This is a genomic window from Methanobrevibacter sp., from assembly GCF_045646045.1.
GTDB lineage: Archaea > Methanobacteriota > Methanobacteria > Methanobacteriales > Methanobacteriaceae > Methanocatella.
In genome coordinates this window covers 1-15701 of the sequence record NZ_JAZRJY010000148.1, presented here as the reverse complement: position 1 = coordinate 15701, position 15701 = coordinate 1, and the positions used below count along the sequence as shown (strand labels likewise).

Sequence of the window (15701 nt, the reverse complement as noted above, 5' to 3'; positions counted from 1 at the left end):
TAGTATCATCTCTTAAAACCATAAATAAAACAACCATAAAGTTTAATATCTATAATAATAGATTGTACTTCATAGTATATAAAATTAAAGGAAAAATAAGTAAAAAAATTTTAAAAATTAGTGAGATCGTGTCCCACCCTCAAAAGAGAAAAAAAAATTAAATAATGTTCATGAGGTATCCTCATAAACATCTTTGCTTCGATTTTGGAAGAATTTGATTATTGCCGGTACAATTAATATCACAAAGAACGGGAAGATGAAGAAATTTAAAAGGTTTGAAATTTGTGGATTGAAACTGCTTTTTATTAATGGATATAAAATGTTCATAATAATCATATATCCAATATAAGCTCCGCCAATTCTTAAAAATCTACGTTCAATAGGTCCTTCACAGGAAAAATTAATGAACCTTCTTTCAATTACCCATGATATTAATATACCCATACAAAATCCTACATCTTTATATGCTTCAAGAGCCATTTTTGCAGGTTCAACAATTAATTTACCTGCAGCATTATAATCCATTGGATATGATTTGAATGTAGCATATGCTATAAGCAAGATAGAAAATACTATTCCTGCACCTAATAAAACTAAGTCAAAATTAGGGTTATCATCTAGTTTATCAAATAATTTTCCAACAATCCATAATGATGCAAAGGCAATTACTAAACCGACAACAATATCCAGTAAACTGTGAACTCCCAGATAACAGCGGGAAAAACAGATTAGCAATAAACATATTATTGAAAAAATTTTAAATCCTTTTGTGAAATTTCCTTTAAGAAATGTTCCCAGGAACAATATTCCAGAAGATGTTGAATGTCCACTAGGAAGTGAATATCCAGTCGCATCTTTTAAAGCTCCTTCGTAAGGATGAATTTTAGGATCTTCAATCCAAGGACGATATACACATGCTGTAAGTTTAATAAAACTATTTAAAAGACGTGAAAATGCAAAAGATACCAACAGGTATTCTCCAAATTTCTTGTCATACGCCCAATATAGTATTCCTACTAAAAATAGGATTATATGTATATTTCCAAATTCTGTACAGCTCATGAAAAATTGGTCAAAAAAGCCTCCTGAGGCTTCACGCAATCCCTGTAAAAATAATAAAAATACATTTGTTAAAATTTAATTCACCTCAATTTATATATTATTCATTATTCCTTAAATATTTTATAAAAAGTTATTTTTTTCTTAATATTTATATAAATTAACTAACATAATAATAAAACAGATAAAATTTTATTATTTTATTATATTTTTCTAATTAAATATTAAAGGTGTTATTTTGAAAGTTACTTCTATAGGGGCCGATATTTCTAAAAATGATGTTTCCTGTAGTACTACATTAACTGATAATATAGAAAAAAATCTCTATAGGCTTATTGAATTAGGTGCTAGTCATGCAGCTTTGACTAATGTCACTGGTGATGATGTTGTTGTCAGTGCTTTTGTTGAAGATGATTTGCTTGAGGATATTAATGAAGGTATCGTTAATATTTTAAAGGACTGTGCTGAAAACTTTGGAGATTTATCAGGAATTTCAGATAATGAATCTGAGGCTGGCGAAGGAATATCTTATGCGGAAGCTAAGATTCGTCCGGGATATTATCCTGATGCAATTGTTTTAGGTTTTGATACTTATGGTGGAGAACCTTTTGTAGAAAATGTTGCAAATTCAGCTATTAAGGCTGCTAAAGGTATGGATAATTTAACAGACATATCAGATTTAATTGAAGCTAAAGCTAGAAAAATACCTGGTGTGGGATATGTTTCTTCTGAAACGGATGATCCTGTTGTAGTTGCCACAGTTGAAAATATAGAATCTGTTGGTGTAATAGCAAGTGCGATGATTGGAGCAGCACTTGGAAATAAAAATACTTATTTGGTTGAAAGAGGAACTAATTGTAATGTATTGCCAGGTAGCGTAATTTTTTCTGCTACTGCATTTATGAATGGTAATGTCATTGATTTAGCTGTTCCATTTCAAAATAAAACAAGAATTTTACGTTAATTAAGGTGTTATGATATGATTTTTTTAGACAAAAATACAAAGTGTTTGGTGCAAGGAATTACTGGAAAACAAGGTTCCTTCCATACAGAACAAATGTTAAATTATGATACATGTATTGAAGCAGGTGTAACTCCTGGAAAAGGTGGTCAGGACTTTTTAGGTGTACCAATTTTCAATTCTATTGGTGAAGCTGTTGAAGAAACTGATGTCAATTCTTCAATAATTTTTGTTCCTGCAAAATTTGCTAAAGATGCGGCATTTGAATCAATCAGATATTTGGATATGGTTATAATTATATCTGAACATATTCCGGTTCATGATTCAATGGATATTATGGCATACGCAAATCAGATGGATACAACTGTTATTGGACCTAATACTCCTGGTGTTATTTCTCCAGGTGTTGGAAAGTTAGGTATTATGCCAACCCATATTTTTGATGAAGGTAACGTTGGTGTAATTTCCAGAAGCGGTACTTTAACTTATGAAATAGCTAGTGAGCTTACCCGTGCAGGAATTGGTCAAAGTACCTGTGTTGGAATTGGTGGAGACCCTGTTATCGGTACTAATTATATTGATGTTTTAAAAAGATTTGAAGCAGATGATGATACTGAAGCAATTGTCTTAATTGGTGAAATCGGTGGTAATGCTGAAGAAAAAGCTGCTGAATTCATTAAGGATGAAATGACAAAACCTGTTGTATCATACATCGCAGGAAGAACTGCACCTCCTGGAAAAAGGATGGGTCATGCAGGAGCTATTATTCAAGGTAATAGTGGTACTGTAGCTAGTAAAACCGAAGCTTTAAATAATGCTGGTGTTGAAGTAGCTAAAATGCCATCCGAAGTTGTTAAATTACTTAAAAAGGAAATTTAAAAATGAATCACTCAGAAATTATTGATAAATTATTGAATGGTGAAATGAAACTTTATCAGGTTGATAAAGAGGTTTCAGCTAAAGAAGCTACAGATATTAGGCGAGAATTTTTAGAAAAAAAATATTCTATTAATTTAAATAATATTTCTAATTATACTCTGGATATGGAAAGAGCTTCAGCCAGAAATATTGAAAATTCTATTGGGGTTTTGCAATTGCCTATGGGTATTGCAGGTCCTTTAAAAATAAATGGAGATAACTGTAATCGTGAAGTATTTGTTCCTCTTGCAACATCTGAAGGGGCACTTGTGGCTTCAATTAATCGGGGAGCTTCTACAATAACTGCTTCAGGTGGTGTTAATGCTCATGTTTTATCAGATATTATGACGCGTGCACCAGTTATTAAAACTGAAAATGCTAAGCAATCTATGGAAATTAAACAATGGTTTATCGATAATTTTGATGAATTAAAAGAAATTGCTGAAAGTACAACTTCACATGGGAAACTTTTAAAGATTGATCCTATATTAATTGCTGGTTCTTATGTTTATCCTCGTTTTGTCTTCTCAACCGGAGATAGTATGGGTATGAATATGGTTACTATTGCATCAGAAAAGATTTTGGATAAATTGGCCAGTGAAACTACTGCCCGCCATATTGCTTTAAGCGGTAATGCATGTGTTGATAAGAAACCATCAGCAATTAACATTGTTGAAGGCAGAGGTAAAAGCGTTGTTGCAGATATTTTAATTCCTAAGGATATCGTTAATAAAAAGTTAAAAACTACTGCCGAAGCAATGGAAGAAGTAAATATTGCTAAAAATTTAATCGGTTCTGCGGTTAGTGGCGGTTTGGCTTATAATGCTCATTATGCAAATATGGTTGCAGCTATATTTTTGGCTACTGGTCAGGATGCGGCTCATGTTGTTGAGGGGTCACTTGGTATTACAACTGCTGAAGCCCGTGACGGTGATTTATATTTCTCAGTTAACTTACCTGATTTGCCTGTTGCAACTGTAGGTGGAGGAACAAGTCTTGAAGTTGCTAATGAAGGACTAAATATTTTAGGTGTTGCCGGCTCAGGTAAAGCTCGTGAATTTGCTGAAATTGTTGCTAGTACTGTTCTTGCAGGTGAATTATCTTTGGTTGGTGCACTTGCAGCTGGACATTTGGCTAGAGCCCATCAAGAACTTGGAAGAGGTTAAATTATGGATGTTGATAAGTTACTTTTGCCGGAAATTAATTTGGAAACTGATGATATTATAATGAATATTGCAGTAAAAAAAGATTATTCTAAAATTGAAGATTTAAATGAAAGAAAAAAAGAGTTTATAAATGATTTAAAAGCATTTATTGAAGAATTTGACCAAACAGAAGAATCATTGGAATTTATGAAGTATTATGATAATTTTTAGAATCTATTAATTTTAATACTTCACTAACATTAACTTTTGTTTCATAACATCCTGTTTTTGTAAGCAAAACTCCTTGCGGACAAAAATCAGAAAGCAACATCATCATCTGATTTAAATCTTCATGACATGCAACTCCGATTACTGCTTTAAACTTATTTTCCATTACTATTTTTTTAACGAAACTGGAACCCGGTACAATATATAATTTATATCCTAAAGGTTGTGCTTTCTTTTTAATAACACCAATAGAACATAATCCGCAGCAGGTACAGTTAACGCCATCTTTTTGAAGTGTTGCAGGACAGTCCCTGTGTCTTAAACAGTGTGGCAGAAAAATTAATGTATTGCTGGCAGGTATTTCTTTAAACTTTTTCTTGTTAAGGTCATTTCTTATTTCAATACTCATATTGTCAATTAGATGGTCATCAAGTTTTAAAAGTTTAGCTATTGACTTAAATGGTGAGTATAGAGTATCAATTATAAATAAAATAGCTTTTGGAAAGATTACAATGCCTCTTTTAAGAAACATTCTTCCAAAAATTAAGGCTATAATAAATAAGATAACAATTAGGATAGCTATTAAAACTAATAATTGGCCTAAAAATGTATAAATCCATGTAAAGTCATTCATATTAAAACCTTTCAATAGTGTATTCGTCGTGATTTCTATTCAATTTCACGCCAGTTGATGTTTTAGTAATTGATAATCCAGATAATGAATCGCAAGAACATAATACATCTTGTTCTGGGTGTGTTCCTGGTGTAATATTACAGTTTAAGTTTACTTTTTCGCCGACAGATAATACCTGGGCTAATCTTTTAGTTGAGGGGTGATTTTTATTCAAAATAACAATTGGTGAATCTTCTTCACGGGTTAAATATGCCTGTGCTCTAATAGCTCTCTTGTCTTTTCTGAAATTGGACACTGCGATAATGTCATCCTTTTCAAGGAATTGAACTATTTCTTCATTGTCTTGGGTTGCTATGAATAGCATTTTGTTTTCCTGTTCTATTCTTGTAACGCCAACAATGCCACTTTCTCCCTCAAGGAATAATATTTCATCATAACCAAAATCAATATTCATTTTAATCCAAAAAATAAAAAAAGAAGAATAAATATTTATTTATTCTTTAGCTTCTACGTTGTCACTTTGGCAAGATGGACAAACAACTTTCTTACCAAGTCCTTTAAATTCATTTCCACAGTCTAAACATCTATATCTTTTTGTTTTCAATTTGTTTAAGTCAATATCGGCCATTGGCCCACCACTAGAACACATTTAAAATCACCTATATAATTATTATAATAATATTATATAATTAAATTTTTCTTTTGTTTCGTCGGGTTTTAAAATCCAGTTCTTTTATTTTATTAAAAATTTTTTCTTCTTTTTTAATGGAATATAATAGTCTATAAAAGAATAAAGATTGATTATATAAATTGTCATTTTCATATTCAATAGCTAATCGCTCTAAATTCTCAATAATAAAAGGATCAGGTTCCAATTTAATATGTTTGCTTTGTAATATTTTTTCACAATCCTCTTCACTTAATATAATATTATAATTGCTTTCGAGCTGTTTGATTCTTTCTTTTGTAAAGTAATCATTTTCATATTTTAAGCTATGTTTATAGCATGCCAGAGTTAATTCATTGTTATTTTCCTCGTAATAATAAAATCCCAAATTCCTATAACATCTGGCAAGTTCATATCCCGAATACGCATATTTAAGAGCATCCATGGTATAAAAATAAAACTTATTGAATGTAGGTGCTCTCATTTTATAAATATCACATAATTCCAGTATTATTTTTGTTGAAACAGGATTTAATTTATGGGCTTCTTTCAATGCTATTTCCGCTTCTTCCAATCTTGAAGCATCTCTTAGGAGAAATCCATAAGCATAATAGAGATCTTCTAATGGCTGGCTTTCTGGAATGTATCTGAGTTCCTTTTCACAGCCTATAAATTCATTGAATATTAATTCCTCTAAAGGATTGGAAAAACTGTGATATTCATTGACCTTATCATTTTCATATAGTTTTGGGTGTGTTTTTAAAAAAGAGTCTAGTTTTTCTAAAGCGGTTTTGTAGTCATTGTTCTGGATATAAAATTCGGCTTCAATTAATGTTTCCTTAATAGGATTTTCTTCTTCAACAATTCTTGCAAATTCTTCCTGTTCTTCAGGAGTTAAACATTCCCAAATCATTCTGGAAATTTCTTTAATTATTTCTGTTGAATATTCGTGAGTTTTATAAATTTCTATTTGGGATATTAAATATTTACGATTCAAATCTTTGTTTTCACCGAGATTTCTTCTTATATCTTCAATGACTTTTTGATACATATATATTATTATATGTAATTTATCATTTAAAATTTAATTACTAATCTGTTGTCCCCATGTAAATATATTTGTATGGCTTTTATTTTTAGTTTAATCTATTTATTATTTTTTATACTATTTTTTAAAGTGAAAGTAAGCACTTACATTCGAAAATATTTATATATTGTGCTTTGTATATACTCTAATTAGTAAAATGTCATTTAATTAATTTTTAAATATGATATTTTTTAGAAGGGATAAAATGAATAAAATTGCAACTTTATTGATAATTTCAATTGCCTTAATTGCTATGGGTACTGTTTCTGCATTTTCTGATGCAGATCATATTGTGGAAGCTCCTTTCACTGTTGCTAGTATGGATGGCCATTTTAATGTTCCTTTGTATCTTCCTTTTGCCGCTATTACTGTAGACAACTCTTTTATTTTTCTTGATGATGTTTCTAATGTTCCTTTTGATGGTTATGTAAATATTCCTTTTGCTGCTGCTAGTGTGAATGGTCCTTTTAGTTTACCTATTGTAGGTTCTGATGGTCCTTCCAATATTCCTTTGAATATTCCTTTTGCTGCTGCTAATGTGAATGGTCCTTTTAGTTTACCTATTGTAGGTTCTGATGGTCCTTTCAATTCTTCTTTGAATATTCCTTTATCTGCCATTAGTGTGGGCGGTCCTTTTAGTTTACCTATTATTGGTACAGGAAATCCTTTGGATATTATTTTAAATGGATTAAATTATTTCAATTCTCACTGATTGCTTTTTGTCACTAGCATGATTGAAGTTTCTCTCATAATATAGTTATGTGCTTGAAAAAGTACATTTTTTCTTTTTTTATAATTTGAAAATTTTTTTAGTTAATTTTCCTTGATAAGGTAATCTTTTTATATTACCACAAATCAATATTATTAATGTATAATGGTTATATACGATTATTATAAATTAATTTTAAAGGTGAAAATATATGGCAAATCAACCAATATTTATTCTTCCTGAAGGGACTGAAAGATATTCTAAAAGAGATGCTTTAAGAATGAACATTACTGCTGCTAAAGTATTAGCAGGCATTGTAAGAACCACACTCGGTCCTAAAGGAATGGACAAAATGCTTGTTAGTGGTATGGGTGATATCACTATTACAAATGACGGTGCAACTATCATGAGAGAAATGGATATTGCACAACCGGCTGCACGTATGCTTGTGGAAACAGCTAAAAAACAAGAAGAAATTGTTGGAGATGGAACTACTTCTGTTGTTGTTATTGCTGGTGAATTATTAGCTAAAGCTGAAGAATTATTAGAAGATGGAATTGCAACTTCTGTTGTTGTAAAAGGATTTAGAAACGCAACTGCTAAAGCTGTAGAAATATTAAATGAAATTGCTATTGATGCTGATGATAAGGAAACTCTTCAAAGTGTTGCTGTAACTGCAATGAGTGGTAAAGGATCAGACTATGCAAAAGAACATTTGGCTAGTTTAGTTGTTGATGCTGCTTTAAGAATTGAAGAAGATGGTGTATCTGATATTGATAACATTAATATTCAAAGAGTTTCTGGAGATTCTGTTGAAGATTCATTCCTCGCTGAAGGTATTGTAATTGACAAAACTCCTGTTTCTAAAAATATGCCTGAAGTTATTGAAGATGCAAAAATTGCAATTATGAAATATCCTATCGAATTAAAAGATATCAATACTGATACTAAAATCGATATTACTTCACCTGATCAATTTGCTGCATTTTTAGATAATGAAGAGGAAATGATTAGAGATTTAGTTAATCAAATTGTTGATTCAGGTGCTAATGTTTTATTCTGTCAAAAAGGTATCGATGATTTAGCTGAACATTACCTTAAAAAAGCAGGTATCATGACTTTCAAAAGAGTTAAAAAATCTGATATGGAAAGAATTGAAAAAGCTACAGGCGCTAAATTAGTTACTGATATTGAAGATTTATCTGCTGATAAATTGGGTAGTGCAGGTAAAGTTTACCTTGAAAAATTATTCGATCATAAATTGACTTTCATTGAAGAATGTGAAAATCCAAAAGCATCCTCAATTGTTTTAAGAGGTAGTACTCGTTACGTTACTGAACAAATTGCAAGAGCTTTAGATGATGCTTTAGGTGTAGTAGCAGCTACCATTGAAGAAGGTAAAGTCCTCATTGGTGGAGGAGCTTGTGAAATCGATTTGGTAAAACAGTTAAGAGATTATGGTGAATCTGTAAGTGGAAGAGAACAATTGGCTATTTTAAAATATGCTGAAGCTTTAGAAGTTATTCCAAGAACTCTAATTGAAAATGCAGGTTTAGATACTATTAACTTAATTGCTGATTTAAAAGCTGCTCATGAAGACTCAAATGCTATTGGTATTAATGTATTTACTGGTGAAGTTGTAGATATGCAGGAAGCTGGTGTTATTGAACCTTTAAGAGTTAAAGTTCAAGCTCTCCAGTCTGCTGGTGAAGCTGCTGAAATGATACTCCGTATTGATGATATGATTGCAGCTAGAAATGCACTTACTTCCACTGGTGCTGATGAGTCTGGAAATGATGATAGTGGTATGCCTCCAATGCCTGGTGGAATGGGTGGAATGGGCGGTATGCCTCCAATGATGTAATCTTGATTTACATCATTTATTTTTCTTATTTTTTTACTTAAATTTTTGATTTAATCTAAATATACTAATTTAATGCTTATTTTTAATATTAATAGTAATTTATGCATCGAATTCAATATAAAAATTGTTTTATTAATGTTTTAAAAATCAATATATTGTTTTATCCTAGTTATTTAATTCATATCTTTTTAACTTTCTATAATGTTATTCACTAATATTTTTTCTTATTTTATTATTTTTACCTATTTTAAATATTTTTTTTTAAAATTACTCTATTTTTAGAGCATTAAATAAATAAATAACTTTATATAAGATATTCTTAATACATTATAAACATAATGGAAAATAAGATTTTTTCCATGTTGTTAAATACGTTATGATGGAGGTAAAATATTTTGAAAAAACGAATATTTTTAGCGTTGATAATATTGATTGCATTTTTGTCGGTTGGTATTATCTCTGCAAGTGAAATAACTGTTAATGATACCTATATTGGCCAAGAGTCATCTGGGGATTTATTGGCTGTAGAAAATTTTGATGTAGGGTCAGATTATTCAAATAATTTATCAATAAACGACGTTGATACAATTTTGGATGAAAACAATAATGATACTGGAAAAATAGCTGTTAATTTAGATGCAGCTGATATAGATTTATATTATAAAAATGGAACAAGATTTATAGCTATCTTAAGTGATATTGATGGAAATAAGTTAGCTAATCAAAGTTTAATATTCTCTGTCAATGGAGTTAACTATACCAGAGTTACTGATAATGCTGGTCAAGCTTCAATTGCAATTAATTTATCTCCGGGAGATTATACTCTTGGTGTATTTTATAATGGTGATAAAAATTATTTAGATAATAAAACTACTGCTAAATGTACTGTTTATTCTACTATAATTGGTAATGATATTGTTAAATATTATAAAAATGACACACAATATTATGCTACCTTTTTGGATGGCCAAGGCAATCCTTTAGCTAATTCCAATGTTAATTTTAATATTAATGGTGTATTTTATGAAAGAAAAACTAATGCGAACGGAACTGCAAGGTTAAATATTAATTTATTACCTGGTGAATATATTTTGACTGCAATGAATCCTAATGACGGATTTTCATCTGCCAATCTCGTAACTGTACTGTCTACTATATATTCTGAAGATTTAACTAAAGTATATAATGATCCTAAAAAGTTCACTGCATTGTTATTAGATGATCAGGGTAATCCGTTACCTTACGTTAATGCTACATTTAATATTAATGGTGTATTTTATAATCGTACTTCTGATGAAAGTGGTATTGCTGCATTAAATATTAGATTGCTTCCTAAGGATTATATTATTACTACATATCATCCTAATGGACTTCAGGTAGGTAATACTGTTAGGGTACTTGGTTCATCTTCAACTACTTTTTTAACTGAAGATTATGATTATTTCGCAAGTCAACAACAAACAATTTCCACTACATTGGTTGATCAATTAGATTTTGGTATTGCAAATCAGGAAGTTGTTATTTCTGCAGGTAGTGCTTCAGTTAATACTAAAACAGATGATTACGGTAATGCTGTTGCTACTTTTGATTTAATTCCTGGTGAATATACTGTTGAGTATCAGTATTTTGGTGTCAGCCCATATCAGTCATCAAAAGCAACAAGTAAGCTTACTGTTAGAGAGGGTATTCCTCTTTATTTCGATGTAGGTAATACTACCATTTATTATAATAATAAGGAAACCTTTGATGTTACTGTATGTCCACTTAATGATACTGCAGGTGTTGTCAATAAACCTGTTTACTTTACAATCAATGGTGTTACATATTCAAGACTTACTGATGAAAAAGGTACTGCAAGATTAGCTATTAATTTAAGTCCTGGAAGTTATGATGTAGCATACAGATTCAACAGTACTCCTTATGAAGATACTTTTGATTCAACACAGGTTCTTGTAATTGACGGTAATGTTTCTACATTAACCGGTTCAAATATTACTGTTGGTCAGGGTGAGGGTGAAAAATTCCCAGTTTACTTAGATGTTGGAGATGTTGCCTTACCTTATAGGGATGTAATATTTAATATTAATGGAGTTAACTATACCAGAACAACTGATGAGTTTGGTGTTGCAGAATTAACGATTAATCTTGTTCAAGGTAAATATCTTATAAAATATTACTATAATGGAGAAGACAGAATAGAACCTTCAAGTGGTCAAGCTTATGTAACCGTAAAACAGAAAATCGAAACTTCATTAGAATGGTCATCTTCAACTATATTTGTAGGTGAAAGTGATATTAATCTAATGGTAACACTACGTGATAATAATAATAAGCCAATAGCTTCTAAAGATATATCCTTTGAAATAGGTTCAAAATTATATTTCGCTACTACTGATAAAGATGGTATAGCTTTAATTAATGTTGAATTAGCTAAAGGCAAATACGTTGTTTTATATACCTTTGATGGAGATGAGGATTATCTCCCTTCTATAGGAGTTACTGAAATTACTATTTCCGATTCTTACACTCCTCATGGATATGGTTACTGGTCCTTTGGTGCAGATATGTATAATATAGATTTAGCCAATTTCGCATCATTAGGTACAACTGACATTTTCTTGAATTTCTATGCATTTGAGTTGTATGGTGAATCTGCAGTATTATCCTGGATTCAAAATGCAAATTCCTATGGAATAAATACACATATTTGGATGCAGGTATTCTATAGTGGAGGTTCATGGGTTAATCCTGTTTCAGGCGGATCAATCAATCAAAAATACTTCAATGAAGTAATAGAAGAAGCTAAATATTATGCTGGTTTGTCTGGTGTGGCAGGTATTCACTTTGATTACTTAAGATACCCTGGTAATGCATACAATACTCCTGGTGGAACTGCTGCAATCACTGAATTTGTAAGACAAGCTACAACAGCATGTCGTGAAATAAATCCTTCCATTATCATGTCTGCTGCTATAATGCCTGAAACTACTGATGATATTTATTATTATGGTCAAGATGTCCCTGCTATTTCCCAATATTTGGATGCAATTGTTCCAATGCAATATAAAGGAAATTACAATACTGGATCAAGCTGGCTTGCTTCAACAACAAAATGGTTTGTCCAAAATTCAGCAGGTGCTGAGGTCTGGTCTGGATTGCAAGCATACATATCAGATGATAATCCTACAAAATTAACATACACTGAACTTTTCGCTGATGCACAGAATGTTGTTGATAATGGTGCAGATGGTGTTATTTTATTCAGATTTGGTTTATCACAATTCCTGAACTTCAATGATTTGGATAGTCCTGCTTATGGTGATACAGTTTCTGTTGATGATATTATATATGCTGCTGTTGAAGCAAAAGATTATATTGAAAAAGGTGAGGCTTTGCCTGGCAAAGTGGCAGTAGGAACTTCTTACTATAACACTCCTCAGGTATTATACTTAATGTCTCAAGCAATATTAATCATAAATGGTGATATTCATGGTGATAATGTTACTGCAATAAGAGTAACTTCACCTGCTAATGAATCCAAGGTTCTAAATTACAATGAATTATCTAAAAACCAATATATTAATCTTGCTAGTTCAATCAGTACTTATTGTCGTGTTAATAGTCAGGCTCCTAATTTAATGGCAACATCTGTTGGTGATATAACATATGCTGAATTAGTTTATCTATATTCCAGAGTTTTAACCTATTATGCTGTTTCAGATGAATTGCCTGCAATGGTATTTATCGGTGCTTACTTAGAATTACCTGAGCTAACAGTCAGTATGTATCCGAGTTATTCCACTGAAGAATATGAATATAGAAACTATACAACTACATGGTTAAACTATTGTCCAAATTGTGGTTACTATGGTACTTTGCTCATTAATCCAAAACATACTTATGAAGGAGAATTGACCTGTTGCTACTGTGACTGTGATTACTGTGGTGTTACCGGTCATGAAAAGATTGAAGGTTCTGACAAAGTTTTAACTAGACTTTCCGAATCCGTTCCTGTAACTCCTGGTGGAGGTGGAGATACTGTTTCCGTCGGAAGTATTTTAACTGGAGCTTCATATATTGCAAATTATTATGAGGATAATCAGCTTTTCCCTGAATATGTTGTTGTAAATGAAGGTAAATATACAATGTCTCAGTTCCTATACTTGATGGATAAGGCTATTGTTCAGATTAATGCAGGTAATTTCGATCCTATTACTTTAATTGATATGGATGACCCATCTAATTCAGGTGATGTTATTGATGGAGATTTAACCAAAGATCAATATCTTGATGTTGCAAGCAGAGTTTACAAATTCATTGAAAACAATGGTGTTGTTCCGGCTTATGCTTCATCACCATTAGGTAGAATTGCTTTCTCTGAATTAGTCGATGCATCTTCCCGTATATTGGATTATTATGCTAATAACTTTGAATTACCAAGTTCAGTACATATTGTATATAATAGTCAACCTTCAAAATCCATAGCTGAGTTATCTAAATCATTAATTGCTGGATTAACTACTGATTTAGCCAAAGCTACTGCATTATATAATTATGTAAGGGATCAAATAGAATATGAATTCTATTATGATACCCAGAAAGGTGCTGAAGGTACTTTAATTTCAGGATCAGGTAACTGTTGTGACCAAGCTCAATTGCTTGTTGCTATGGCAAGATCAGTTGGTTTGACTGTTAGATTTGATACTGGATACTGTCATTTCTCAAGTGGTTCATGGTATGGACATGTATGGACTCAATTCTTAATTGATGGTGCATGGATTAATGCAGACCCTACCAGTAATAGAAACTCATTTGGAGTTATTAACAATTGGGATACCTCTTCATATACTGATAGAGGAACATATGATATCTTGCCTTACTAGGCTTGAAAGTGTTAAATAATAATTCAAATAGTTAATAATTAATTTTATTAACTTATTTTTCTATTTTTTTAATTTTCGTTTACTAATTTTTAGGTTAACCAAAACTTTTTTATATTGTAATGATTAAATATAGTATTATTGAATATTTTAGGTGGATTTTTCATGGCTGATGATAAGATTAGTGAAAATATTGAAGAATACTTGGAGGTTCTTTATAGGAATGGGAGCAATAAAGAACAAGTATCAACCACAACTTTTTCAAATGATTTAGGCATTGCACCAGGTAGTGTCACTCAAATGCTTAAAAAATTAGAAGATTTAGGTTATATTAATTATACTCCTTATAGAGGTGCTTCTTTAACTGATGAAGGAATGCAAATCGCTCAAAAAATTACAAGAAAACACAGAATTTTAGAAAAATTCTTATTGGAAGTTCTAAAAGTTAAAGAAGAAAATGTCCATGATCAAGCATGTGAAATGGAACATACATTATCCGATGAAGCTGAAAGAGCTTTATGTAATATGTTGCAACATCCTGATTTATGTCCTGATGATAATATAATTCCTGCATGTAACTTTGATTTTGACAGTTGCCAGCAATGTTTCTCTGTTAAGGACTTTGACAATATAATTAACAGGCAATTTAATTTACTTTCAATATCTGAATTAAATCCTGATACTATAGGAACAATTTCATTTATTCGTGGAAATGATGAATTGCTGGATTCCATTTTGGAAGTAGGAATTGCTATTGGAAATAATATTCATTATTATAATACTGATGGAGACGAATACTTAGTTAATATTGAAAATGAAGAATATTCTCTTCCATCTGAAATGGCAAACAATATCTTTGTTAGAGTTTAAACACTCTAATCTTTTTTTTATTATCAATTTTTTTTAAAAACCAATATTTTATATAACAGCAAGATTATAATATATCCATTAAATATAATTTTTTTCTTTTAATGGTGTTTTAATGCGCGGTAATTTATCTAATGAAATAGTATCAATTAAAATAGAAGAAGGTAGTAAAAGACCTATTGCTTTACATGAGAAAAGTTTTTTTGGTAAAATAGAAGAGGATATGTTGAACCTCTCTTTGATTGAAGCCTGTTATTTGTTGGAAAAAGATCGTTTGGATGTTTATGAAGACGATAATCCGTGTAGCGTGTCATATTTCATAGACCTTTTAAAAGAAAGGGATTTATATGGAAAATATATTGTTTACCGTGATTTAAAAGATAGAGGTTATGTTATTAAAACAGGATTCAAATATGGTTCAGAGTTCCGTTTATATGATCGTGGCAGGTCTCCCGGTAAAGGTCATTCAGATTTTTTGGTTAAGATTGTTTATGAGAATTTTGACATTAATGTGCTTGATTTCTCAAGCTATGTCCGGGTTTCTCATGGTGTTAACAAGAAATTGCTGCTGGCTATTGTCGATGATGACTTTGACATAACATACTATAATGTGGAATGGACAAGACCATAGTTTTAATCCAAGAAAGCTATTATATTTTGATATGTTAATGTAGTAATTATA

The 15701-nt window shown here is 30.9% G+C and carries 14 protein-coding genes; 9 read left to right on the top strand and 5 right to left on the bottom strand.

Going from position 1 to position 15701, the window contains the following annotated elements; all coding sequences use genetic code 11:
- Positions 1–168: 168 nt before the first annotated feature.
- Positions 169–1062: a phosphatase PAP2 family protein gene (locus ACKI5C_RS09900; RefSeq protein WP_407432959.1), complete on the bottom strand. Its 894-nt coding sequence runs from the start codon at positions 1060–1062 to the stop codon at positions 169–171.
- A gap of 235 nt (positions 1063–1297) precedes the next feature.
- Between ACKI5C_RS09900 and ACKI5C_RS09895 the strand changes: the two genes are divergently transcribed.
- From ACKI5C_RS09895 to ACKI5C_RS09880, 4 genes are read left to right on the top strand one after another with little or no spacing between them, the layout of a single operon-like run.
- Positions 1298–2023 (top strand): hypothetical protein, encoded by a 726-nt coding sequence (locus ACKI5C_RS09895; RefSeq protein ID WP_407432958.1) that lies wholly within the window; start codon positions 1298–1300, stop codon positions 2021–2023.
- A 15-nt stretch (positions 2024–2038) separates the two neighbouring features.
- On the top strand, positions 2039–2899 hold the full coding sequence (gene sucD / locus ACKI5C_RS09890) for a succinate--CoA ligase subunit alpha (protein ID WP_407432957.1): 861 nt from the start codon (positions 2039–2041) through the stop codon (positions 2897–2899).
- A 2-nt stretch (positions 2900–2901) separates the two neighbouring features.
- Positions 2902–4104 (top strand): hydroxymethylglutaryl-CoA reductase (NADPH), encoded by a 1203-nt coding sequence (gene hmgA / locus ACKI5C_RS09885; RefSeq protein WP_407432956.1) that lies wholly within the window; start codon positions 2902–2904, stop codon positions 4102–4104.
- 3 nt (positions 4105–4107) lie between these two features.
- Positions 4108–4314: a hypothetical protein gene (locus tag ACKI5C_RS09880; RefSeq protein ID WP_407432955.1), complete on the top strand. Its 207-nt coding sequence runs from the start codon at positions 4108–4110 to the stop codon at positions 4312–4314.
- Here the strand turns inward: ACKI5C_RS09880 and ACKI5C_RS09875 are convergent.
- The 4 genes from ACKI5C_RS09875 to ACKI5C_RS09860 are packed head-to-tail and all read right to left on the bottom strand — an operon-like array spanning position 4289 to position 6663.
- Positions 4289–4945, bottom strand: coding sequence for a DUF116 domain-containing protein (locus ACKI5C_RS09875; RefSeq protein ID WP_407432954.1), 657 nt, complete (start codon positions 4943–4945; stop codon positions 4289–4291). The genes ACKI5C_RS09880 and ACKI5C_RS09875 overlap by 26 nt on opposite strands.
- A gap of 1 nt (position 4946) precedes the next feature.
- A complete protein-coding gene (locus ACKI5C_RS09870; RefSeq protein WP_407432953.1) occupies positions 4947–5399 on the bottom strand; it encodes a hypothetical protein in 453 nt (150 codons plus the stop codon).
- A 39-nt stretch (positions 5400–5438) separates the two neighbouring features.
- Positions 5439–5594, bottom strand: a complete 156-nt coding sequence (locus tag ACKI5C_RS09865) for a hypothetical protein (protein WP_296794749.1) — start codon at positions 5592–5594, stop codon at positions 5439–5441.
- A 40-nt stretch (positions 5595–5634) separates the two neighbouring features.
- Entirely contained in the window at positions 5635–6663 is a 1029-nt protein-coding gene (locus ACKI5C_RS09860; protein ID WP_407432952.1) for a hypothetical protein, read from the bottom strand.
- Between the two features lie 241 nt (positions 6664–6904).
- On the opposite strand from ACKI5C_RS09860, the gene ACKI5C_RS09855 reads away from it, so the two are divergent.
- From ACKI5C_RS09855 to endA, 5 genes are all read left to right on the top strand, one after another.
- Positions 6905–7411, top strand: coding sequence for a hypothetical protein (locus ACKI5C_RS09855; RefSeq protein WP_407432951.1), 507 nt, complete (start codon positions 6905–6907; stop codon positions 7409–7411).
- 208 nt (positions 7412–7619) lie between these two features.
- A complete protein-coding gene (gene thsA / locus ACKI5C_RS09850) occupies positions 7620–9272 on the top strand; it encodes a thermosome subunit alpha (RefSeq protein WP_407432950.1) in 1653 nt (550 codons plus the stop codon).
- Between the two features lie 395 nt (positions 9273–9667).
- Positions 9668–14155 carry a pseudomurein-binding repeat-containing protein gene (locus ACKI5C_RS09845; protein WP_407432949.1) on the top strand — a complete coding sequence of 1496 codons (4488 nt, stop codon included), beginning with the start codon at positions 9668–9670 and terminating at the stop codon, positions 14153–14155.
- Between the two features lie 162 nt (positions 14156–14317).
- Positions 14318–15022 carry a metal-dependent transcriptional regulator gene (locus tag ACKI5C_RS09840; RefSeq protein WP_407432948.1) on the top strand — a complete coding sequence of 235 codons (705 nt, stop codon included), beginning with the start codon at positions 14318–14320 and terminating at the stop codon, positions 15020–15022.
- Between the two features lie 112 nt (positions 15023–15134).
- Complete coding sequence (endA, locus tag ACKI5C_RS09835) at positions 15135–15650, top strand: tRNA-intron lyase (protein ID WP_407432947.1); 516 nt, start codon at positions 15135–15137, stop codon at positions 15648–15650.
- The last annotated feature ends 51 nt before the right edge of the window (positions 15651–15701 follow it).

Coding starts and splice junctions, on each gene's coding strand:
- ACKI5C_RS09900 (WP_407432959.1), bottom strand. CDS start 1,062: ATGAGCTGTACAGAATTTGGAAATATACATATAATCCTATTTTTAGTA.
- sucD (WP_407432957.1), top strand. CDS start 2,039: ATGATTTTTTTAGACAAAAATACAAAGTGTTTGGTGCAAGGAATTACT.
- hmgA (WP_407432956.1), top strand. CDS start 2,902: ATGAATCACTCAGAAATTATTGATAAATTATTGAATGGTGAAATGAAA.
- ACKI5C_RS09880 (WP_407432955.1), top strand. CDS start 4,108: ATGGATGTTGATAAGTTACTTTTGCCGGAAATTAATTTGGAAACTGAT.
- ACKI5C_RS09875 (WP_407432954.1), bottom strand. CDS start 4,945: ATGAATGACTTTACATGGATTTATACATTTTTAGGCCAATTATTAGTT.
- ACKI5C_RS09870 (WP_407432953.1), bottom strand. CDS start 5,399: ATGAATATTGATTTTGGTTATGATGAAATATTATTCCTTGAGGGAGAA.
- ACKI5C_RS09865 (WP_296794749.1), bottom strand. CDS start 5,594: ATGTGTTCTAGTGGTGGGCCAATGGCCGATATTGACTTAAACAAATTG.
- ACKI5C_RS09860 (WP_407432952.1), bottom strand. CDS start 6,663: ATGTATCAAAAAGTCATTGAAGATATAAGAAGAAATCTCGGTGAAAAC.
- ACKI5C_RS09855 (WP_407432951.1), top strand. CDS start 6,905: ATGAATAAAATTGCAACTTTATTGATAATTTCAATTGCCTTAATTGCT.
- thsA (WP_407432950.1), top strand. CDS start 7,620: ATGGCAAATCAACCAATATTTATTCTTCCTGAAGGGACTGAAAGATAT.
- ACKI5C_RS09840 (WP_407432948.1), top strand. CDS start 14,318: ATGGCTGATGATAAGATTAGTGAAAATATTGAAGAATACTTGGAGGTT.
- endA (WP_407432947.1), top strand. CDS start 15,135: ATGCGCGGTAATTTATCTAATGAAATAGTATCAATTAAAATAGAAGAA.